Source organism: Nocardia wallacei (assembly GCF_029869545.1).
GTDB classification, from domain to species: domain Bacteria; phylum Actinomycetota; class Actinomycetes; order Mycobacteriales; family Mycobacteriaceae; genus Nocardia; species Nocardia wallacei_A.
This window is the reverse complement of record NZ_JARWQD010000106.1, coordinates 63011-83705: the sequence shown is the minus strand read 5'-3', so window position 1 is coordinate 83705 and position 20695 is coordinate 63011. Positions and strand designations below refer to the sequence as shown.

Sequence of the window (20695 nt, the reverse complement as noted above, 5' to 3'; positions counted from 1 at the left end):
CAGGGCTGCTCGCGACGGCGCGCGGATGACCGGTGCGAGCCCGTGTCGAGCATACGGTTCCACTAGGCTTCGGGATCCTGGCCGGCGCTCGGATTCGGCCTCCGACGGACGGATGCCCGCGACCCGCGGTGTCGCCGAGTCGACCGAGTAGGACAGGAGCAGAGCACGATGGCCGATCGACGGTGTTCGTCCGGTGGTTCCGGATGACCACCGCGGCGACCCGGTTCGTGATCGCGCTGCGCGAGGCGGGCGACGGCCGGAACGCGGCGTCGAACAATCGGCTGTGCGACGCGTGTGTTCGCGTGCTGCCGGTGGCGCAGGCGGCCATCACGCTGGCGATGCCGGGCGGGCGCTGGGAGGTTCTGGGTGCGGCCGGGGACACCGCCGCGCGTTTCGCCGACGCCCAGGCCGCCACCGGTGAGGGACCCGGCCCCGATGCCCATGCCGCCGGGGCGTCGGTCCGTGTTCGCGACTTCGCCGAGATGATCGCGGCCGGGAGGTGGCCGTTGCTCGCGCAGTGGAATCGGTTCACCGTGACGAGTCCGGTATGTTCCCTCCCGCTGCGGGTCGGCGCGATCCGGGTCGGATTTCTCGACCTGCTCGGTGCGGACCGGGTCGTGCGGGACGTCGAGGCGTACAGCGACGCGACCCAGGTGGCCACCGTGATCACCACGATCCTGCTGACCACCCTGACCACCCCGGTGGACGACGCGGTCGGCTTCACCGACAGGGAGCTGGGACCATGGTGGGAGCAGTCGCTGGCGGCCCGCGAGATCCATCAGGCGACCGGGATGATCGCGGTGCAGCTGGACTGCAGCGCCGCGGTCGCATATTCCCGGCTGGTGGGGTACGCGTTCAGTACCGAGCGCACGCTCGCGGACGTCGCCGCGGATGTCGTCGCCCGCCGCTTGCGCTTCCCGCCGGACGCGCAACCCGATCGGCATCGGCGCGCCGAGCCCGATCCGATCTGACACGAGAAGGGTGAATTGAGATGGCAGGCCGAGAAACCGCGCTGACTGCGGCGTTGGTGCGTCTGGTCGACACCCTGGTCGCCGATTACGACCCGGTGGACCTGACGCAGGAGCTGGTCGACACCTCGGTCGATCTGCTGCACGCCGACGCCGCGGGCCTGCTGCTGGCCGACGGCCGCGGTGAGTTGCAGGTGCTGGCGTCCACCTCCGAGGAGATGCGGCTGCTCGAACTGCTGCAGATCCAGGCCGCCGCGGGTCCGTGCCTGCAGGCGTTCCGCACCGGCGAGCAGGTCTTGGTCGAGGATCTCGACGCCGTCGGCGACCGGTGGCCGCAGTTCGTCGAATATGCTCTGCGACAGGGCTTTCGCGGGGTCTGCGCGCTTCCCATGCGGCTGCGCGCCGACCGGATCGGGGCGCTCAATCTGTTCACCACCCGCCCCGGCACACTGGGCGCCGACGACCTGCACATCGCGCAGGCGCTCGCCGACGTCGCGACGATCGGGATCCTGCACGCCCGCATCCTGGCGGACTCGCTGGCGGTGAACGAGCAGCTCAATCGCGCGCTCAACAGCCGGGTGGTCATCGAGCAGGCCAAGGGAATGCTCGCCGAACGCGGAAACCTCGACATGGACATGGCGTTCCAGCGGCTCCGCAAGTACGCACGCGACACCAACCATCGGCTGGCCGAGCTCGCACTCGCCGTGGTCGAGCGCACCGTCGAGCTGGACACCATCGTGGTTGCGGCGCGGCCGGACGACACGGAGTAATCTGGTCGGCACCTTGCCGCTGCTCCGGACCCTGGTAGTCGAATCAAGGCGTACCCGCCGACCCTTGGAGCAGCATCATCGACACCTCGCCCGCGGCGGCCCGTCCGGCCGCCACCTTCGAAAGAAGTTGTGAAACACCGGAATTCGTAGCAGCGAGCGACCGCTTGGTGCGGCACCTGTTCGATGTCGGGTTGCAACTGAACGCGCTACACGTGGTGGTCGACAACGGACACGCCACGCCCGCCGACAATCATGCCGTCCGCGAGGCCATCGCCGGGACACTCGAGGATCTGGATCTACTGGTCCGCGACGCGAGCGCGGCGGTGCTGGCCCTCGTCCGAGAGGCGCCGCCGTCACGCACACCGTGAACCGGCTCGCACGAAATACGGCTACCGCCAAGGCTTTCTGCGCGCCGTGCCGGGCCCGTCGGCATCGGTGTCGACGTCCCAGCCCGTCGTGAGGTCGAGCATGGTGATGCCCGCCTCACGAATGTAGGTTTCCAACCGCCGGATCGTCGTCGATACCGTCTCACGCGCCGCACGCGCCTCCTCGTCGGTGACGGTGCCGTCTTTCAGGCGCTCGTCCACCGTCCGCAGTTGCAGCGCAACACTGTTCAGATCCTGAATCAGGCGCTGGCAATGGTCGGCGAAGACCGCCGCACGATCGTCGGTCATCGCCCCTCCTGGGATCGCCGAGGATCCGCGGCCGAGCCGCGGGCGCCGGAGACCGGCGCACCTACGGTACCGCACGGGCGCCGCGAATCGGTGGTGATCGTTTCCCGTATGGCCGTGGGGCACCGGGTGTTTCGACGCGATATCAGTTGCGCCGACGGCGTGGTAGCTCGAGTCGATCCCGCCAGCTCGGATGGGTGCGGATGTGCCGCGAACCACCGGCGTGCTCGCGGCGGTCGCGGCTCAACGCGGAGTCGTCGGGCGACCGGTTCGGATCGTGGGCGGCGGAGTCGGTGGGGCGTGCGGCGGGCCGCAGGGCGGTCGACAGCAGCGCCAGACCGGCCGCACCGACCGCGCCGACGACGATGCCGAACAGGAACGGCCCGTCGGTCAGCACCCCGACGATGCCGAGGATGACGGCGGCGCCCACGGCCGTCAGACCGATGACGATGCTCATGGGAACTCCTGAACATTGCTGGGTATCGATCGCGTACCCGGCCCTTCGACGGTTATGCCCGCCGACAGGCGATCGTCTACTCCTCGGCGCCGTCGCCGGGTTGGACCCGTTCGTGCACGGTGAGCAGCACATGGTCGAACCGGTTGCGCAATCCGCCGCCGTTCGGGTCGATGGCGTTCGCCTCCTTCACCAGCCTGGCCGAGAGCGCCCGGATCTTGGTATTGGTGTGGTGTGAGCGCCATTTCAACACCGCGAACGCCTGTTCTGCGTTGAGCCCGTACACCAGTGCGAGCACCCCCTTGGCCTGTTCGATCGGGGCCCGGCTGGCGATCACCTCGGGGAGCAGGTCGTTGATGATGTCGTTGCGCTCCTCTTCGAGGGCATCGGTGAGATCGACGTAATAGCCCGTGGTGCCGGTGACTGTTCCGTGGTCGTCGGATTCGTAGTCGGCGATGACGATCACCTCGCGGGTCGCGCCCGCGGTGTCGATTATCCGCTGCCGCCCGCAGAACGGTTCGTGCCCTTCGATGACCTTCTCGATGACCGCCTCGAGGTCGGCTCGATCGTCCGGGTGCTGGTGGGACAGCAGGAGTTCGGTCGTCGGCTCGATCGTGCCCGGTTCGTACCCGAACAGCCGGGCCACCTCGTCCGACCATTCCCACCGCTGGTCGGCGAGCGTGAACCGGAACTCGCCCGCGTTGTCGCACGGCTCGTTGCCGAGCACGCTGCCGAGCGCGGTCACCAGCTGCGGGTCGAGGTGTTCGCCATCGATCATTGCGTCGGTATCCGTTCTGCCGGTGTCGATCGGGATCATCTCGAGGGTCGAGACGACTTGGTGCGCACGGTCATTCCCGGCAGGCCTGGTCGCGCAGGACCCGCAGTGTCTTCGTCAGGACGCGCGAGATCTGCATCTGGGAACAACCGAGCCGGTCCGCGATCTCCTGCTGGGACATCGAATCCCGGAACCGCATGACCAGCACCTGGCGCTCGCGGTCGGACAGGGCAGCCAACAGCGGGCCGATCGCCAGGTAGTCGTCGATATTTCCATATCGCGGCTCCACATCGCCGAGGATGTCCAGTAAAGACCGGGGAGCCGACCTGCCGTCGTCGACTTCGGTACCGGCATCGATGGACGACGCGTGGTAGGCGTTGCGCGCGATCAGCGCCTGGGTGACCTCGGCGAGGTCCACACCGAGCTCTGCGGCGATCTCGCGTGCCGCGGGTGATCGCCCCAGCCGCTGGGTCAGCGCATCGGTCGCCGGACCCAGCCTGCTCTGAATCTCTTTGAGTCGCCGGGGAACCCGCACGGCCCAGGTGTGATCACGGAAGTGCCGCCGCAGTTCTCCCATGATGGTCGGCACCGCGAAACCGAGGAATGCGGTGCCGTGATCGGGGTCGAACCGATCGACGGCGGCCACGAGTCCGACGCGGGCGATCTGCAGGAGATCCTCGTAGTTTTCACCGCGGCCGACGAACTTGCCCGCGATGCGCTCGGCCACCGGGAGACAGCGGGTGATGACCTCGTTGCGCAGTGACCGGCGTCGCGGATCGTCGAGATGGAGCCCGCCGATCTCGATGAACAGCGCGTCGACGAAACCGAAGCCATCGTCGGAGACGGGCTCGTCGGGGCTGTCCAAGGTGGTTCCGAAGGTGTCTCCGCTCATCGCGCACCGCCGCGTGTCCAGTGGAACTCTGCGACCGTGGGGTATCCGCCGAGTCCGTAATCGTAAGGGCCGACAAAGAATTCGAGCGTGTCGGTGAGTGCCGAGACGATGTGCCAGCCGATGTCGTCGGGGTCCGGACGGGCGCCCGAGCCGGTGACGGCCGATACCAGGACGTCCATCGCGGCGCCGTCGTATCTGAAGGAGCAGTCGAGTTCCGAACCGGGGACGGCGTCGCGCACCAGAGCGGTGGCGACCTCCTCGGTGGCGAGGCGGATATCGGTGACCTCGTCGATCCCGAAGTCCGCGAGGAGAGCGATTGTCTCGGTCACCGACCGCAACATGCTCAGTTCTTCGAAACAGGCGCCGACCTGCACACCGATCGTGCGGGCCCGCGCCGTGGGGGAAATCGCCATATGAGCTTCGCCGCTCGGGCATGAGACAACCCGGGCGCTGCCGGTACGCGCCGACACCACCGCCTCCGATCATCTGAACCGGCGCATCAGTGCGCCGACCTACTCAGCGGCCGGTTGCTGGACCGTGAGGCAGCAGTGATCGTAGCCGATGCCTGTCGCCGTGTGGCGTCCGACACGTGCCGGGCGGCGGTGGACGGCCGCGGTGTGCCCCCGCAATTTCGGAGGCGTATCAATTGTCGACAATAGGACAATTACCGTTCGGTTTGACGGTCGGCCGTGCCGGGTACTCGTTGGTAATGACGGTGGCGCAATATCATGGAATTACCGATACTTCGAACCGAGTATTTCCCGGCTGTCGTACAGTCTGCAGTGTGTAATTTGCGCCCACTGGATACATGAACTGGCCGGGCGTGAAAGGGGAGAAGCTTGTCATTTTCAACTCACGAATCGCGGAGCCGGAACCCGGAGAAGGGTTATATCGCACTGCTGGGCTGGAGCCTGAAGGCGGTCGAGGCCGTGGATCGGTTCGACCGCCGGTATGTGGTGGTCGCACCGGAGTGGGCGAAGGAATATTGCGCCGAGCATGATATCCCCTATATCCCCTGGAATTTCGAGCGGCTCAACGACAGGTCGATGGAGATCGCCGAGACACTGCGGGATCGAGGTGTGGACGTCGCGATCCCGATCTTCGAGGAGACCGTGGAGTGGGCCGGTGCGATCAACTCGGTGCTGCTGGACAACCCGCGGCTGCTGGGCCAGGCGATGCTGCTGCGGGACAAGTCGCTGATGAAGCGCCGCGCACAGCTCGGCGGCATCCGGGTGGGGATCTTCGAGGAGGCGCACGAGCGCGACGACGTCATCCGCTTCCTCAAGCGGGTCAACCAGACCCTGCTCAAGCTCGACGGCGACCCGAACGACCCTATCCACATCAAGGCATTCGACAAGGCGGGCTGCCTGGGTCATCGCGTCATCCGGACGCCCGATGAGATCGATGCCATTCCGGACGAGGATTTTCCGGTGTTGATGGAGTCTCATCTGGACGGGTGGGAATTTGCGGTGGAGGCGTGGGTCCACGACGGAAAGATCCGCTTCCTCAACATATCCGAATACGTCACGCTCGGATATTCGGTCTTCGTGCCCGCCACGCCCGAACTCGAGCAGTATCGCCCGGAGATAACCCGCCAGGTCGAGAAGCTGGTCAAGACGTTCGATATCGAATTCGGATTCGTTCACCCCGAGTATTTCGTCACCAGTGACGGCGAGATGTATTTCGGCGAGGTGGCCTATCGGCCGCCCGGATTCAATGTCTTCGAGTTGCTGGAGCGCACGTACGGGTTCAACGCCTACCACGGGCTCGTGCTCGCCTTCGACCCGAAGACCACGGAGGACGAAATCGTCGACTTCTTCCCGAAGGAGGTGGTGGATGCGCGAGGGCATGCGGGCAGCTTCGGGGTCTATCCGCGGCGGCGCGTGGTCAGCCGGTTGTCGCTGCCCGAGGAGACCGAGGATCACGACTATTTCGATTCGCACGAACTCAACCCGCCCCTGGCGGAGAAGGTCACCAAACGAACGGCGTTCGGTAACCACTGGGGACTGCTGTACTTCTTCGGTGAGGACCCGTACACTCTGCGCGATCTGCTGAAACGGCAGGAAGAGCTTGACTTCTACATCTAGTCCGTGCGACGGCTACGGCTCACGGGGAGGATCCTGAGTGAGTCCACTCAGTGGCGACAGTGCAACCCTGGAAAGGCGTCTGGCAACCCTGGACGACGCCACGCAATCACTCACGGCCGCAAGCGATTTCGGCAAGCAGGTCAAACTGGGGCGCGTCCTGGAGACGCTGCGGCGGGTGCTGTTGCTGCCCGGCGGCTGCGCCGCGGTGCGGGCCCGCGCCGAACGGCTGGAGGCGGCGGGCCTGTTCCTCGGCACCGACTGGGCCTACCCGCAGATCCTGATCCCGGCGCTGAGTGCCGGTTCGCTGCGCAGCGACAACGCCGACACGGTGGTGCTCGAGGCGGTCAGCGACCTGCGCCTGCTGGCCGTCGCGAAGGGGGATTACGCGCATCCGTCGATCTCTGCCGAGCAGGCGCGTCATCATCTGTCGCAGGTCCTGGCGATCAACCTGTCCCTGCTGCTGACGGCTCCGGGCGAGGCCGAACGCGCCCGGCAGGGTCGAATGGCCCAGGTGCCGCGGGAACTGCTCCACCACCTCGTCGAGGAGGTGGGATACGAGAAGGTGCTCGAGCATCTCGTCGACGAGATCTGGCGCATCCTGCGGCAGCGCCCCATTCAGGTCGACTCGGTCAAGCGGATGATCACGCAGATCTCCGTCGCCCGCAGCAACCCCGAGATCGACCTCGGTGCCAGCGGTCTCGGCGCGGACCGGCTGATCAGCAGCCTGTACGCCACCACCGACGCGTGCCGGGAGGATCCGGGAGTGGACGTGTACCGCACCCGACTGGAGTCCATGGACGAGGGCGCATTGCAGTACGAGGCAACGGGTTTCGCGCGATCGATGCACGACACCGGGCTCGTCTCGCCCTATCACGCGGTCCTGCTGCGCTTCCTGCTGCACAAGGGTGAGTACCTGCTCGCCGAGGCGCTGGGACTGTCCAGCACCGGACGCGACTGCCTGCTGTGCTATCACGACCTGGTGCGCGGCCTGATCGACGAGGCCGTCCACGTCGAGACCGCGCAGTGCGTCTACGGGCTCGCGCTGATGCTGGAGCGGGGCATTCTCTATCAGCCGCCGGTCGCCCCCGCCCTGTGGCGGCAGCTGGCGCTGCCGGTGTCGGCCCTATCCGCGCAGCGCTTGATCGGGGTGTTCGGGTCCGCGCCGGCGCCGCGCGCCCGTCTACTCGCGGGCACCCTGTCGATGCTGGGCCAGCCCCTCGGCGTCGGCCAGGGCGACAACCCCACCTGCCAGTCGGCGCGGGCCCTGTCGATGTGGGCCTACAACGACCCCGATTACCTGCTGCAGATCGTGGCGTGGGCCGCGCGGGACGACGAGATCGTCATGCACTTCGAGGGCGAGCCGATCTCCTCGCAAGACAGCGCCGGTGGCGTCGCCGCCGCGCTGCCGTTCGATCTGGATCCGGTGTCGCTGCTGGTGGTCCCGCACCTGGATCGCATCTACGCGGAGATGGGCCGCCGCTGCGTCGGCCGCGACGGTGATCCGCACCGGTGGATCAACCCCGAATTCCACGGCTGGTGGTCCGGCCGCGGATTCCGCATCAACGTCGACGTGGCCACCGGCAACCTGACCGAGCTCGACGAATTCCTCCGGCACTTCTACGCGAGCTACCACCCCCTCTACAATGGCAACCAGCCGCTGATCCACCCCCAGCCGGCCGGTATAGCCGTCACCGACAGCGCCGCGCGCTTCGTCGGCTGGCACGCGATCACCATCCTGCGGGTCTCGCTCGACCCCCAGGAGACGATGCGGGTCTACTTCTACAACCCCAACAACGACAGCGGCCAGGACTGGGGAGACGGCGTCGTCGTCGGCACCGCCGGACACGGCGAACGATTCGGCGAGGCATCACTTCCGTTCGAGCAGTTCGCCTCTCGCCTCTACATCTTCCACTTCGACCCCCTCGAGCCGGGCGAACTGGCCCGCGTCGACCGCGCCGAACTCGACCGCGTCATCGGCTACATCCACCGCAGCTGGGGCGCGGACCGGCTGGCGGAGACGCCCGGGGCGTGAGTGCCGCGCGGCGGTCATCCCTCGTGCAGGATCTGTAGCACCATCTGCGCGGCCTGCTCCTGCCACTTGGCGTACAGCGTCGGGTACGCGGATCGCTGCGTGGCCTGCGCGGCCTGCCACAGCGGGACGGACTGGTAGTTGGGCGCGTGCTCGGACACCGCGTCCAGGAAGGCGCGGGTCGCGTAGGCGGGGTCGGTCAACTGCTGGGGTGTACCCCAGCCCATCGACGGGCGCTGCTGGAACAGGCCGAGCGAGTCGTGGTCCACCGCGACGTCGACATTGCGCAGCGTCGACTCCTGCAGGGCGGTCGCCAGCGACAGCACCGCCGCGTAGGCGGGCAGGCCGCGCTCGCGGACGACGCCGACGATGGCGCGGGCGTTCTTCCACTGATCGGGGTTGGGGTCCAGGTGCTGCTGCGGGCCCTCGACACCGTGCGGCAGGAGGTCCGCCATCGTGGTATCCGCATACCTGTCGTCCGCGGCGGGACGCGGCTGTGTCGCCGAGGCGTGGTCGCCCGCCGAGCCGGAGACCACGAAGGCCAGCGCCACGCCGGTGGTCGCGGGACTCATCAGCACCGCAGCCGTGGCGGCCATGGCAAGAAGGGGTTTTCTACGAAGTTTCATGGGCTATCGCTGTGCTCCGTGCCGCCCGGCGTTCGCCCCCGCCCATCGGACTTCGGAACCCGATTTCGCAGGCGGGTACGGCGGCGGCGATCGGGGCGGCCCGATTTGATTCGATCCGGGCCGGTCACTGCACGATAGCGAAGATCTCTATGAGATAACGTTGAGGTAACTATTAGAGGGTAGCTGCTGGATTGCCCTACTCGACCACCTATTCCGCAGGTCGGCCGCCTGTCGAGGGTGGATTTCGATGCCGACGCACCGTCTCAAACTATGAGGCGAGTCATAGCCGAAATGGGACTCGCGTCACATTTGTGCGCGAAATGCGGAGGCGGGGGAGCACGGTCGCCGACGGCAGGGGGGACGACGGCGACCGTGCCCGGGGGATCCGGCTTGGTCAGGGCCGGATCGGTCGGTGGCACAGAAAGTGACGCTTGCTAGATCATCTGTGCTGGGCCGCAGGGCGTTACACGTTCGCGTAGGCCAATGACGGCGCGCGGCGCACCGCGAACGACGAGCGCAGGTAGAACCACCATGTCACCGCGGCCATCGCGAGGAACGCCACGGCGTAGGCCCAGAAGGCCGGCGTCATGCTGCCGAAGTTGTTGTTGGACAAGCGCAGTGCCTGCTGCAGCAGCCAGCCGCCCGAGGCGCCGACCGCACCGATCACGCCGATCGCCGCGCCCGCCTGTCGCTTCGCCGAGATCAGCGCAGAGGCAGTGTCCTCACCCGCCTCGCTGGCCCGGCGCTTGGTTTCGGCGATGAAGATCGACGGGATCATCCGGTAGGTCGACCCGTTGCCGATGCCGGTCAGCACGAACAGCAGCAGGAACGAGATCAGGTACAGCGGAAAGCTTTTCGCCGACAGGGCCGCCATGATCAGGACGGTCGCCACCGCCATGCCGCCGAAGACGTAGAGCGTGATGCGGGCGCCGGTCAGCTTGTCGGAGATCCAGCCGCCGAACGGGCGGCTGAACGAGCCGACGAAGGCGCCGAGGAAGGCGAGATTGCCGAGCGTGCTCATCCACCCGATCTTGGCCAGGTCCGGGAAGTTGGCCTTGAGCAGCGTGGGGAAGGCGAAGGAGAAGCCGATGAACGAGCCGAAGGTGCCGATGTAGAGGAAGGCCATCACCCAGGTGTGCCGATTCGCCATCGCGAACCGGTAGGACCGGCCGTCGGATTTGGCGGAGCTGATGCTGTCCATATAGCGCAGCGCGCCGAACATCGCGGCGAGGATGAACGGCACCCACACGAGCACCGCGAGCGTGATGCCGAACCGATAGCCGCCGGGATCCTTGGCCATCAGGTGCGTGCCGAGCGTGATGATCAGCGGCACGACCAGCTGGGTCTGCGCCACGCCCATATTGCCGCCCGCGGCGTTGATGCCCAGCGCGGCGCCCTTCTTGCCCTCGGGGAAGAAGAAGTTGATATTGGCCATGGACGAGGAGAAGTTGCCCCCGCCGACCCCGGCCAGCGCGGCGAGGATCAGGAACACCCACATCGGCGTGCCCGGCTGGTTGATGAAATAGGCGACGCCGAGGGTGGGCGCGAGCAGCATGCCCGCGCTGAAGACGGTGAAGGCGCGCCCGCCGAATCGGGGGATCGCGAAGGTGTAGGGCACCCGCAGCACGGAACCGACCAGCGTCGGGGTGGAGGTGAGCAGCAGGGCATTGCTCACGGCCACCGGATTGCCCCGGCCCAGTCCGTCGAGGAATTCGAATCCCGCGGCGCCCATGGCGGTGACGATGCTGCCCCAGATCACCCAGATGCTGAAGCCGAGGTTCTCGGCGAATACCGAGAAGATCAGGTTCTTGCGCGCCGTCCGCTTTCCGCCACTCTCCCAAAAGGTTTCGTTGTCGGGTTCCCAATGCTCGAGCCAGCGGCCGCGGGCCTGGTGGCGGAAGGCGGGCGTGTCCTGGCCGGTGTGTACTGCCGCGTCGGTGGTCGTCATCGGCGCTCCTCTCACGAAGGGACGACCGCCCTCATCGAGGAGATCCCCCGGCCGGGCTGTGCGCCGGCGGCCGTGGACCCCTGCGGTCGGGTCCACGGTACGAATGTGGCGTTACACACACGTCGCGCCCGGTGACGGGCCGGGCAATTCCCCCTCACCCGCCCGTCGGCGCGGCGGTGACGACTCGTTTACTTGTCCGGATATTCGGCGATGAGCGAGCCGAGAAAACAGTTCGCCGCCCGCGCGGCGCGCTCGGGATCGCCGTCGATCACCGCGTGCACCAGATCGGCGTGTTCGGCGTGGTAGGAGTCGCCGGATTTGGCTGTGCGGGAACGGATGCCCTGTTCGATCGTCTGCAGCAGCGAATCGTAGAATTCCAGATAGACCGCGTTGTGGCTGGCGACCACGATCGCGCGATGCAGTTCCACATCGGCCTCGATGGCGGTGGGGTTGTTCTCGTCCCACGCCTGCCGGCGCTCCTCTAGCAACCGCAGCAGGTTGGCGATGTCGGCATCGTCGCGGCGCTGCGCCGCCAGCCGGGCGGCCTGGGTGTCCAGGGCCTGGCGCAGCTCGAGGATGTCGCGCTCGACGGCGTCGGCGAAGTACTTGGCGAGGGTGCCGCCGAGGTCGGAGGTCGCGATCACGTAGGTGCCGGAGCCTTGGCGGCGCTCCAGCATGCCGGCGTGCACCAATGCCTGCACGGCCTCACGGACGGTATTGCGGCCGGTGCCGGTGAGCTCGGTCAGCTCCGGTTCCGTGGGGATGCGGGAGCCGACGGGCCAACGGCCGGAACGGATTTCGGCACGCAGCTGCTCGGTGACCTGAGCGATGAGGCTGGTGCGACGGACGGGTTGCACGCAGAACAGAGTACCCCTGCTCACATTCTTTGCGTCCTATCACCCAATCATCCTATGATTTTTACGTGACAGTAACCGTTGAGCAGACCGATATCGAGGTCCAGCATCGCCGCCGCTCCCTGATCGAGGGGCGGCTGCTCGTGTTCGCCGCCATCCTCATGTCGGCGTTCACGCTGCGTCTGGCGGTTACCGCGTTCACCCCGCTGGCCGAGCGGATCGGCGCCGATATCGGCTATTCGACCGCGGTGGTCGGCGTCTTCGGCATGATCCCGACCGCAATGTTCGCCTTCGCGGGCGTGCTGACCCCGATCTTCGTGCGGCGGCTGGGCCTCGAGCGCACCGCGCTGGTGGCGATGCTGATGGCCGGTGTCGGCCAGCTGGCGCGCGCCGCGGTGCCCGACACGTGGGAGCTGCTGGTGCTCTCGGCGCTGGCGCTGGCCGGTATGGGCATCGGCAACGTGGTGATCCCGCCGCTGGTCAAGCGGTACTTCGCCGATCATCTGGCGGTGCTGAGCTCGCTGTACATCACCATGGTGCAGCTGGGCACGGTGGTTCCGGCCGTGATCGCGGTGCCGGCCGCCGACTCCGCGGGCTGGCGGGTCTCGCTCGGGCTGTGGTCGCTGCTGGGCTTCGCGGCCGCGCTGCCCTGGCTGGGCGTGTTGCGCGATCGCCGCGGGCGGGACCGGGCGGACAAGACCGCGCTGCCGTCCGAACAGCACACCGCGGGCAAGGTGTGGCGCTCGCCGGTGGCGTGGGGGATGGCCGGAATGTTCGGCATGACCTCGCTGACCACCTACGCCATGTTCACCTGGCTGCCCAAGATCCTCACCGACGCGGGTGCGTCGGCGGCGTTCGGCGGCACCATGGTCGGTGTCTTCTCCTTCGTCGGGCTGGCCGCCGCGCTCACCGCGCCCAGCATCACCGCGCGGGTGAGCAATCCGTTCCCGATCGTGATCGGTTGTGCCATCGCCTTTTTCGTGGCCTTCGCCGGGCTGCTGACGGCACCCATGGGCGCGCCGTGGCTGTGGGTGATCCTGCTGGGGCTGGGTCCGAGCACGTTCCCGATGGCGCTGACGCTGATCAATCTGCGCACCCGCACGCAGGCCGGATCGGCGGCGCTGTCCGGGTTCACCCAGGGCGTCGGCTACACGGTGGCATGCGTGGGCCCGCTGCTGTTCGGCGTGCTGCACGACCTGACCGGCGGCTGGGGCGCGCCGTTCGCGCTGCTCGTGATCGCGGTGCTGGTGCTGCTGACGGGGGCGTGGCAGGCGTGCAAGCCGCGGATGTTGGAAGACACCTGGGTCCCTGCCGAAAGCGCGCCGGGACAAGCCTGATTTCACCGTAGGACTTGCCGACCGGTGAGGTGTGGGCCAAGATGTTGGCCATCGGCAAGCGAGTGTGTGCCAAAACACTTGCCGCCGTTGACCTCACCGGTCGGTTGTCGATGGGTGGGCTGTTTTTGACGCACGGAAACCGTTGTGTCACACGCACGAAACATTCACCCGGTTCTCACGGGTTCGCACGGGTAATCGTGAGCAACCGTTGATTTGACGGTCATTTCGCGCAGCATCGGCGCAATACCGGTTTCCTACCTTGGGGCCATCCCGCAATTCAGGAGGCCCTTTGAGCACGCTGACGCGCAACCACTGGAGAGCGCTTGCACGAGCGAAGGCGAGTGCACGTCACATTGAACATTGGGATGCCGAGGATGTCGACGCCTGGGAGTCCGGCGGTAAGTACATCGCGCGCCGCAATCTGATCTGGTCGGTGTTCGCCGAGCACATCGGGTTCTCGGTGTGGTCGATCTGGTCGGTGATGGTGCTGTTCATGCCCACCGACGTGTTCCACATCGACACGGCCGGGAAATTCTTCCTGGGCGCGGTGCCGACGCTGGTCGGCGGCGTGCTGCGGATCCCCTACACCGTCGCCACCGCCAAGTTCGGCGGGCGCAACTGGACCATCTTCTCCGCGCTCGCGCTGCTGGTGCCGACCCTGCTGACGCTGTATTTCATCAACCAGCCGGGCACCTCGTACACGACGTTCCTGATCGTGGCGGCGTTCGCGGGCCTGGGTGGCGGCAACTTCGCCTCATCGATGTCCAATATCAACGTCTTCTATCCGCAGCGCCTCAAGGGCTGGGCACTCGGCCTGAACGCCGGCGGTGGCAACATCGGCGTGCCGGTGATCCAGCTGATCGGCCTGGCCGTCATCGCCGCCCTCGGCAACGCCTACGGCAATGCCTCGCTGGTCTGCGCGGTGTACCTGCTGCTGATCGTGGTCGCGGCCGTCGGGGCGGCGCTGTACATGGACAACGTGCGCAATCAGAAGGCGGACCTGTCCTACATGGTGACCGCGCTGAAGGTGCCGCAGTCGTGGGCGATCGCGTTTCTCTACATCGGTACGTTCGGCTCCTTCATCGGCTACAGCTTCGCGTTCGGCCAGGTGCTGCAGATCAGCTTCGTCGCCGGCGGCGGCAAGCCCGCCGACGCCGCGCTGCACGCCGCGGCGATCGCGTTCATCGGACCGCTGCTCGGATCGCTGGCCCGCCCGTACGGCGGCAAGTGGGCCGACCGCATCGGCGGCAGCAAGGTCACGCTGTACACCTTCTTCGCGATGACGGTGGCCGCGATCGCGGTGGCCGGGGCCAGCGCCGCCGCCGACGGCAACGATCATGTGCCGACCGGCGGTGTGATGGCGGTGCTGGTGGCCGGATTCATCGCGCTGTTCGTGGTCTCGGGTGTCGGCAACGGGGCGGTCACCAAGATCATCCCGTCGGTGTTCGACGCGAAATCGCGCAGCCTGCCGGGGGATTCGGCCAGCCGGGCGGCCTGGTCGCAGAACACCTCGGGCGCGCTGATCGGTGTCGTCGGCGCGATCGGTGCCCTCGGCGGCGTCGGCATCAACCTGGTGCTGCGCTCCTCCTACGCCTCCACCAAGTCCGCGACCACCGCGTTCTGGGTGTTCATGGTCTTCTACCTGATCTGCGCCGCGGTGTGCTGGGCCGTGTTCCTGCGCCGTCCGAGCGCCCGGCGGCGCCCGGAGCCCGATGTCGTCGTCGAGGCCGAGTCGTTCGTGCTCGAGGCCGAGCTGGAATCCGGAAACAGCCTGCCGGGCAACGGCTCCCGGTCCACCAACCGTCGGCCCAGAGCCTGACCAGAACCACCCGGAGGACACTCATGAACCCCACTGTGGAACCCACCCAGCGCAAGACCGTGGTGGTCGTCGGTCACGGCATGGTCGGCCACCGGTTCGTCGAGGCGCTGCGCTCACGCGACACCGACGGCCGGTGGCAGGTCGTGATCCTCAGCGAGGAGCCGCAGGCCGCCTACGACCGCGTCGGGCTGTCGTCCTACGTCGGTAGCTGGGATCCGAATCAGCTGGCGCTGCCGGGCAACGACTACGCCGGGGACGACCTGGTGGATCTGCGGCTGGGTGTGCGCGCCGAGACCGTCGACCGCGGCGCCCGCAAGGTCACCACCTCCACCGGTGATGTGATCGGCTACGACGCCATGGTGCTCGCGACCGGTTCGTACGCGTTCGTGCCGCCGGTGCCGGGCCACGATCGGCCGGAATGCTTCGTGTACCGCACGATCGAGGATCTCGACGGCATCCGGTCGGCCGCCGAGGCCGCCGGGCCGGGAGCGGTCGGCGTCGTGGTCGGCGGCGGCCTGCTGGGCTTGGAGGCCGCGAACGCGTTGCGGCTCATGGGCATGACGCCGCACGTGGTCGAGTTCGCGCCGCGGCTGATGCCGGTGCAGGTCGACGAGGGCGGCGGAGCGATCCTGGAGCGGTTGGTCACCGACCTCGGCCTGCAGGTGCACACCGGGGTCGGCACCTCGTCGATCGAGCAGTCCGAAGGCGATGCGGGACTGCGGGTTACGCTGTCGGACGAGTCGACCATCGACGCGTCGCTGGTGGTGTTCTCCGCCGGTATCCGCCCGCGCGACCAGATCGCCCGCGACGCCGGGCTCGAGGTCGGCCCGCGCGGCGGCGTCGTCACCGACCTCGGCCTGCAGAGCTCCGATCCGCACATCTATGCCGTCGGCGAGGTGGCCGCGGTGGAGGGCACCTGCTACGGCCTGGTCGCCCCCGGTTACACCACGGCCGAGATCGTGGCGGACCGATTGCTCGGTGGCGCAGGCGAATTCCCGGGCGCGGACCTGTCGACCAAGCTGAAGCTGCTCGGCGTCGACGTCGCCAGCTTCGGCGATGCGCACGGCACCACCGAGGGCGCGCTGTCGGTCGTGCTGCACGACGCCGCCAAGGGCACCTACGCCAAACTCGTTCTCTCCGATGATGCGAAGACGCTGCTGGGCGGCGTCCTGGTCGGCGACGCCTCGCAGTACGCCGCGCTGCGCCCGCTGGTCGGCAGCGAGCTACCCGCCGAGCCCGCCGCACTGATCTCGCCCGCCGGAGCGGAATTGGGCGCCGACGCGCTGCCCGACGACGCCCAGATCTGTTCCTGCAACAACGTATCCAAGGGAGCGATCTGCGGCGCGATCGCGGAGGGCGCCTGCGACATCCCCGGCATCAAGAGCTGCACCTCCGCCGGAACCTCCTGCGGCGGTTGCGTTCCCATGCTCAAGAAGCTGCTCGAGCAGTCGGGCGTGGAGATGTCCAAGGCGCTGTGCGAGCACTTCGAGCAGTCGCGGCAGGAGCTGTTCGGGATCATCCAGGTCACCGGCATCCGCACGTTCTCGGAGCTGATCGCCAAGCACGGCAAGGGATCCGGTTGCGATATCTGCAAGCCCGCGGTCGCCTCGATCCTCGCCTCCACCTCGAGCGACCACATTCTCGACGGCGAGATGGCCGCGCTGCAGGACACCAACGACCACTTCCTGGCCAATATGCAGAAGAACGGCACCTATTCGGTGGTGCCGCGGATGCCGGGCGGTGAGTGCACGCCGGAGCAGCTGATCGAAATCGGGCAGATCGCCAAGGATTTCGGGCTCTACGTGAAGGTCACCGGCGGGCAGCGAATCGACCTGTTCGGCGCGCGGGTGGAGCAGCTGCCCAAGATCTGGCAGCGGCTGGTCGACGTCGGCATGGAATCCGGTCACGCGTACGGCAAGTCGCTGCGCACGGTGAAGAGCTGCGTCGGCTCCACCTGGTGCCGGTACGGACAGCAGGATTCGGTCGGGATGGCGGTGCGGCTGGAGCGGCGGTACCGCGGGCTGCGGTCGCCGCACAAGCTGAAGCTGGCCGTGTCCGGATGCGCCCGCGAATGCGCGGAGGCGCGCGGTAAGGACGTCGGCGTCATCGCCACCGAGCACGGCTGGAACCTCTACGTCGGCGGCAACGGCGGCCTCACCCCCAAGCACGCGGTGCTGCTGGCCGGGGATCTCGACGACGAGACGCTGATCAAGTACATCGACCGGTACCTGATGTTCTATATCCGCACCGCCGACCGGCTGCAGCGCACCGCGCCCTGGCAGGAGTCGCTCGAGGGCGGCATCGAGTACGTCAAGCAGGTCGTGTGCGAGGACTCGCTCGGCCTCGCCGACGAGCTGGAGGCCGCCATGGCCCGCCACGTCGACGGATACAAGGACGAGTGGGCGGCGGTGCTGGAGGATCCGGCGAAGCTGTCGCGGTTCGTCTCGTTCGTGAACGCGCCGGAGGAGGCGGATCCGACGATCGGCTTCGACGAGAGCGGGGAGCGGAAGGTCCCGGTGCTGCTCGGCATGCCCGAGATCCCGGCCGATGCCGCCACGCAGGGGAAATAGGCGCGTAATCGCGTGGAAACAGGACGCCGGTACCAATAGGTAGAGCGTTCGGAGGAGAGTTACCGATGACCGTGATCGACACCCCTGGCATTGCTCAGGCCACCGCGACCGGGTGGACCTCGGCCTGCCGCTTCGACTATCTGATTCCGGGCCGCGGCGTGGCGGTGTTGCTGAAGGGTGGCCGGCAGGCGGCCCTGTTCCTACTGCCCGACGGCACCCTGTACGCCGTCGGCAATATCGATCCGTTCGGGCGGGCCGCGGTGATGTCGCGCGGCATCGTGGGTGATCGCGGCGGCGTGCCCGTGGTGGCCTCCCCGCTGCTCAAGCAGGCATTCTCGCTGGTGGACGGGCGCTGCCTGGACGACGACACGATGGCGCTGCCGGTCTACGCCGTGCGCGTGGTCGACGGTGTCGTGGCGGTATCGAACGAGCCGATGCCGCACGAGGCCGCGGGCCGCACGGGTGAGGATTCGCCATGACCGTCGAACCTTCGACCGCCGCGTGCCTGGATGGTTTCACCATCGGCATCACGGCCGCCCGCCGCGCCGAGGAGCTGGCCACACTGCTCACCCGGCGCGGCGCCAATATCGTTGCCGCCCCGGCCATTCGGATCATTCCGCTGGCCGACGACAACGAACTGGAGCGGGTGACCCGGCAGTTGGTCACCGATCCGCCGCAGGTCGCCGTCGCCACCACGGGCATCGGCTTCCGCGGGTGGATGGAGGCCGCGGAGGGCTGGGGCCTGGCCGAGGATCTGCGCACCACCCTGGGCTCCACCCGGCTGCTCGCCCGGGGCCCGAAGGCCAAGGGCGCCATCCGCGCTGCCGAATTGCGCGAGGAGTGGTCGCCGGCGTCGGAGTCCTCGGCGGAGGTGCTGGATCACCTGCTCGCCGAGGGCGTCGAGGGCGTGCGGATCGCGGTGCAGCTGCACGGCGCGACCACCGAGTGGGAGCCGGTGCCGGACTTCTGCGAGGTATTGCGTTGCGCCGGAGCCGATGTCGTGCCGGTGCCGGTGTATCGCTGGATTCCGCCGGAGGATCCGGTGCCGCTGGACCGGCTGATCGAGGCGATCGTCACCTCCGCGCTGGACTGCGTCACCTTCACCAGCGCCCCCGCGGTGGCCTCGACACTCATGCGCGCCAAGGAAACCGGGCTGCTGGAGGCCGTGCTGCACGCGTTCCGGGCGCGGGTGCTTCCGGCCTGCGTCGGCCCGATCACCGCGGCGCCGCTGGAGGAGCTGGGCGTGCCCACCACCATGCCCGGCCGCGCGCGGCTCGGGGCGCTCGCGCGGCACGTCGCGGAGGAATTGCCGCGGCGCGCCAACAGGATTCACGCCGCCGGGCATGTGCTCAGCGTCCGCGGCGGGTGTGTGGTCGTCGACGATCAGGTGCGCCAGCTGGCGCCGGCGCCGATGGCGCTGATGCGTGCGCTGGCACGGCAGCCCGGCCGGGTCGTCTCCCGCGAGGATCTGCTGGCGGCGCTGCCCGGTGGTGGCGACGACACGCACGCGGTGGAGACCGGTATCGCGCGGCTGCGCGCCGGGCTGGGAACGCCGAAAGCCATTCAGACAGTGGTGAAACGGGGATACCGGCTGGCGCTGGATCCCGCCGAGTGCATCGACAACAATCCGCGCCCGGCCGCGGGCTACGGCCCGTCTCCGCGGCGCGGCGACATCCCGGTCGTCGGCGGTGCCCGCAACGCTGCCGATCCGGCCCCGCGCCGCGGCGACGGGGGCGGCAGCGTCCGCAACCACGACGGGGACCGCGAAGCCGCCGATCCGGCACATCGGCCGCAGCGCCCCGCGCCGCTGGCGGGGGTGTGATGAGTGGCATGGATGTGCCCGGCCCGGCCCTCGTACTGGTCGCCCACGGCACCCGGAGTTCACGCGGCGTAGAAATGGTCGCGGCACTGGCCGAGGCGGTATCGCGGGAGCTCGGTGCGCCGGTGGGTGATGAGATCGGCGTGCCGGTGAGCGGGTTGCGCGAGTTCGGTGCACCGGTGGGCGGGTCGAGTGAGCCTGGTTCGCCGGTGGGCGGTGAGAGCGCCTGTGGTGCAGAGCATGTCGGTGCGGGGATGTCCGCGCGTGGTGTCGCCGCGGTTACTCGTGGTGACGGACGGGTGCTGTGCTGTGACCGGCGGCCCGTGCCGATCGATTCCGGAGTATTGGCAGCGGGGGCGGAAATTCCGGTGCGCGTGGGTGATTCGGGCCCGGTGGTGCGGACGGCGTTCGTGGATGTGCTCGGGCCCTCGCCCGCCGAGGTGCTGCGAGATCTGGGTTCGGTTCCGGCCGTGGTGGTTCCGGCCTTCCTCGCCTCCGGGTATCACGTGTACCAGGACGTGCCGCGCGAGGTGGCCGAGAGCGGGCACGCGGTCGTCGCGGTGACGCCCGCGATGGGGCCGGATCCGGCGCTGGCGCGCATCATGCGAATGCGGTTACGCGCCGCGGGTTGGCGCCCCGGCGACGCGGTGGTCTTCGCGGCCGCCGGATCCTCGGATGCCCGCGCGCGGCGCGACGTCCGCCGCGCGACCATGATGCTCAGCGAACACCTGGCGGCCCCGGTGCGGACGGCCTATATCGCCACGGGCACCCCGAGGGTCCCGGAAGTCGTTGCGTCGCTGCGCGAATCGGGCGAGCGCCGCGTCTTCATCGCCTCCTACCTGCTGGCCCACGGCCTGTTCCACCAGCGCCTGCACGAATGCGGCGCCGACGGCGTCGCCGAACCCATCGGCGTCCACCCCGCGGTAGTCCGCCTACTAGCCGCCCGCTACCGCACCGCCGCTCACGCCCTCTCCCACACACCGGCCTGACCCCACACGGCCGTCCCACCATCACCGCTGCGCCCATTCCCAGCACCTCCGGCTGCCCCATTATTTCCGGCACGCTTTTGGCCGGAA

Annotated in this window: 19 protein-coding genes and 1 pseudogene; 12 read left to right on the top strand and 8 right to left on the bottom strand. The window is 68.1% G+C overall.

Annotated features, from left to right (window positions below; translation table 11 throughout):
* Positions 1 to 203: 203 nt before the first annotated feature.
* The 3 genes from QH290_RS07305 (at position 204) to QH290_RS07295 (ending at position 2106) form a co-directional block, all read left to right on the top strand.
* Positions 204 to 971: an ANTAR domain-containing protein gene (locus QH290_RS07305; protein ID WP_280382323.1), complete on the top strand. Its 768-nt coding sequence runs from the start codon at positions 204 to 206 to the stop codon at positions 969 to 971.
* Positions 972 to 991: 20 nt separating this feature from the next.
* Positions 992 to 1738, top strand: coding sequence for a GAF and ANTAR domain-containing protein (locus QH290_RS07300; RefSeq protein ID WP_280267503.1), 747 nt, complete (start codon positions 992 to 994; stop codon positions 1736 to 1738).
* A gap of 164 nt (positions 1739 to 1902) precedes the next feature.
* Positions 1903 to 2106: a hypothetical protein gene (locus QH290_RS07295; RefSeq protein WP_280382322.1), complete on the top strand. Its 204-nt coding sequence runs from the start codon at positions 1903 to 1905 to the stop codon at positions 2104 to 2106.
* 21 nt (positions 2107 to 2127) lie between these two features.
* Here QH290_RS07295 and QH290_RS07290 read toward each other — a convergent pair whose 3' ends face one another.
* The 5 genes from QH290_RS07290 to QH290_RS07270 form a co-directional block, all read right to left on the bottom strand.
* On the bottom strand, positions 2128 to 2412 hold the full coding sequence (locus QH290_RS07290) for a hypothetical protein (RefSeq protein WP_280267501.1): 285 nt from the start codon (positions 2410 to 2412) through the stop codon (positions 2128 to 2130).
* A gap of 142 nt (positions 2413 to 2554) precedes the next feature.
* Positions 2555 to 2866, bottom strand: coding sequence for a hypothetical protein (locus QH290_RS07285; protein ID WP_280268207.1), 312 nt, complete (start codon positions 2864 to 2866; stop codon positions 2555 to 2557).
* A gap of 76 nt (positions 2867 to 2942) precedes the next feature.
* Positions 2943 to 3641, bottom strand: coding sequence for a PAS and ANTAR domain-containing protein (locus QH290_RS07280; RefSeq protein ID WP_280382321.1), 699 nt, complete (start codon positions 3639 to 3641; stop codon positions 2943 to 2945).
* 70 nt (positions 3642 to 3711) lie between these two features.
* Entirely contained in the window at positions 3712 to 4530 is an 819-nt protein-coding gene (locus QH290_RS07275) for an RNA polymerase sigma factor SigF (RefSeq protein ID WP_280382320.1), read from the bottom strand.
* Positions 4527 to 4859 (bottom strand): anti-sigma factor, encoded by a 333-nt coding sequence (locus tag QH290_RS07270; RefSeq protein WP_280268210.1) that lies wholly within the window; start codon positions 4857 to 4859, stop codon positions 4527 to 4529. Before QH290_RS07270 ends, QH290_RS07275 begins: the two co-directional genes overlap by 4 nt.
* A 717-nt stretch (positions 4860 to 5576) precedes the next feature.
* Between QH290_RS07270 and QH290_RS07265 the strand changes: the two genes are divergently transcribed.
* Positions 5577 to 6617: an ATP-grasp domain-containing protein gene (locus tag QH290_RS07265; RefSeq protein ID WP_425301827.1), complete on the top strand. Its 1041-nt coding sequence runs from the start codon at positions 5577 to 5579 to the stop codon at positions 6615 to 6617.
* A 37-nt stretch (positions 6618 to 6654) separates the two neighbouring features.
* Positions 6655 to 8649, top strand: coding sequence for a hypothetical protein (locus QH290_RS07260; RefSeq protein WP_280382319.1), 1995 nt, complete (start codon positions 6655 to 6657; stop codon positions 8647 to 8649).
* 14 nt (positions 8650 to 8663) lie between these two features.
* On the opposite strand, the gene QH290_RS07255 is transcribed toward QH290_RS07260, so the two are convergent.
* The 3 genes from QH290_RS07255 to QH290_RS07245 form a co-directional block, all read right to left on the bottom strand.
* Positions 8664 to 9242, bottom strand: coding sequence for a hypothetical protein (locus tag QH290_RS07255; protein ID WP_280268213.1), 579 nt, complete (start codon positions 9240 to 9242; stop codon positions 8664 to 8666).
* Positions 9243 to 9735: 493 nt separating this feature from the next.
* Complete coding sequence (locus QH290_RS07250; RefSeq protein ID WP_280382318.1) at positions 9736 to 11220, bottom strand: MFS transporter; 1485 nt, start codon at positions 11218 to 11220, stop codon at positions 9736 to 9738.
* Between the two features lie 188 nt (positions 11221 to 11408).
* On the bottom strand, positions 11409 to 12077 hold the full coding sequence (locus QH290_RS07245; RefSeq protein ID WP_280268215.1) for a FadR/GntR family transcriptional regulator: 669 nt from the start codon (positions 12075 to 12077) through the stop codon (positions 11409 to 11411).
* 65 nt (positions 12078 to 12142) lie between these two features.
* Between QH290_RS07245 and QH290_RS07240 the strand changes: the two genes are divergently transcribed.
* The 7 genes and pseudogenes from QH290_RS07240 to QH290_RS07210 all read left to right on the top strand — a co-directional run bounded on the left by QH290_RS07240 (position 12143) and on the right by QH290_RS07210 (position 20608).
* Positions 12143 to 13411 (top strand): MFS transporter, encoded by a 1269-nt coding sequence (locus tag QH290_RS07240; RefSeq protein WP_425303563.1) that lies wholly within the window; start codon positions 12143 to 12145, stop codon positions 13409 to 13411.
* Positions 13412 to 13700: 289 nt separating this feature from the next.
* Entirely contained in the window at positions 13701 to 15230 is a 1530-nt protein-coding gene (locus tag QH290_RS07235; protein ID WP_425303562.1) for a nitrate/nitrite transporter, read from the top strand.
* 23 nt (positions 15231 to 15253) lie between these two features.
* The gene (gene nirB / locus QH290_RS07230; RefSeq protein ID WP_280268217.1) at positions 15254 to 17800 is read left to right on the top strand and encodes a nitrite reductase large subunit NirB; all 2547 of its coding nucleotides are present in this window, start codon (positions 15254 to 15256) and stop codon (positions 17798 to 17800) included.
* Positions 17801 to 17865: 65 nt separating this feature from the next.
* A complete protein-coding gene (gene nirD / locus QH290_RS07225; RefSeq protein ID WP_280268218.1) occupies positions 17866 to 18279 on the top strand; it encodes a nitrite reductase small subunit NirD in 414 nt (137 codons plus the stop codon).
* Positions 18276 to 19622: a uroporphyrinogen-III synthase gene (locus QH290_RS07220; RefSeq protein WP_280382317.1), complete on the top strand. Its 1347-nt coding sequence runs from the start codon at positions 18276 to 18278 to the stop codon at positions 19620 to 19622. Before nirD ends, QH290_RS07220 begins: the two co-directional genes overlap by 4 nt.
* A gap of 14 nt (positions 19623 to 19636) precedes the next feature.
* Positions 19637 to 19738: pseudogene (locus QH290_RS07215) on the top strand (sirohydrochlorin chelatase); the annotation flags it as partial.
* 135 nt (positions 19739 to 19873) lie between these two features.
* Positions 19874 to 20608 (top strand): sirohydrochlorin chelatase, encoded by a 735-nt coding sequence (locus QH290_RS07210; protein ID WP_425303564.1) that lies wholly within the window; start codon positions 19874 to 19876, stop codon positions 20606 to 20608.
* Positions 20609 to 20695 lie beyond the last annotated feature (87 nt).

Excerpts from the sequence above, each read along its gene's own strand:
- QH290_RS07305 (WP_280382323.1), top strand. The coding sequence starts at position 204 with ATGACCACCGCGGCGACCCGGTTCGTGATCGCGCTGCGCGAGGCGGGC.
- QH290_RS07300 (WP_280267503.1), top strand. The coding sequence starts at position 992 with ATGGCAGGCCGAGAAACCGCGCTGACTGCGGCGTTGGTGCGTCTGGTC.
- QH290_RS07290 (WP_280267501.1), bottom strand. The coding sequence starts at position 2,412 with ATGACCGACGATCGTGCGGCGGTCTTCGCCGACCATTGCCAGCGCCTG.
- QH290_RS07285 (WP_280268207.1), bottom strand. The coding sequence starts at position 2,866 with ATGAGCATCGTCATCGGTCTGACGGCCGTGGGCGCCGCCGTCATCCTC.
- QH290_RS07280 (WP_280382321.1), bottom strand. The coding sequence starts at position 3,641 with ATGATCGATGGCGAACACCTCGACCCGCAGCTGGTGACCGCGCTCGGC.
- QH290_RS07275 (WP_280382320.1), bottom strand. The coding sequence starts at position 4,530 with ATGAGCGGAGACACCTTCGGAACCACCTTGGACAGCCCCGACGAGCCC.
- QH290_RS07265 (WP_425301827.1), top strand. The coding sequence starts at position 5,577 with ATGGAGATCGCCGAGACACTGCGGGATCGAGGTGTGGACGTCGCGATC.
- QH290_RS07255 (WP_280268213.1), bottom strand. The coding sequence starts at position 9,242 with ATGGCCGCCACGGCTGCGGTGCTGATGAGTCCCGCGACCACCGGCGTG.
- QH290_RS07250 (WP_280382318.1), bottom strand. The coding sequence starts at position 11,220 with ATGACGACCACCGACGCGGCAGTACACACCGGCCAGGACACGCCCGCC.
- nirB (WP_280268217.1), top strand. The coding sequence starts at position 15,254 with ATGAACCCCACTGTGGAACCCACCCAGCGCAAGACCGTGGTGGTCGTC.
- nirD (WP_280268218.1), top strand. The coding sequence starts at position 17,866 with ATGACCGTGATCGACACCCCTGGCATTGCTCAGGCCACCGCGACCGGG.
- QH290_RS07220 (WP_280382317.1), top strand. The coding sequence starts at position 18,276 with ATGACCGTCGAACCTTCGACCGCCGCGTGCCTGGATGGTTTCACCATC.
- QH290_RS07210 (WP_425303564.1), top strand. The coding sequence starts at position 19,874 with ATGTCCGCGCGTGGTGTCGCCGCGGTTACTCGTGGTGACGGACGGGTG.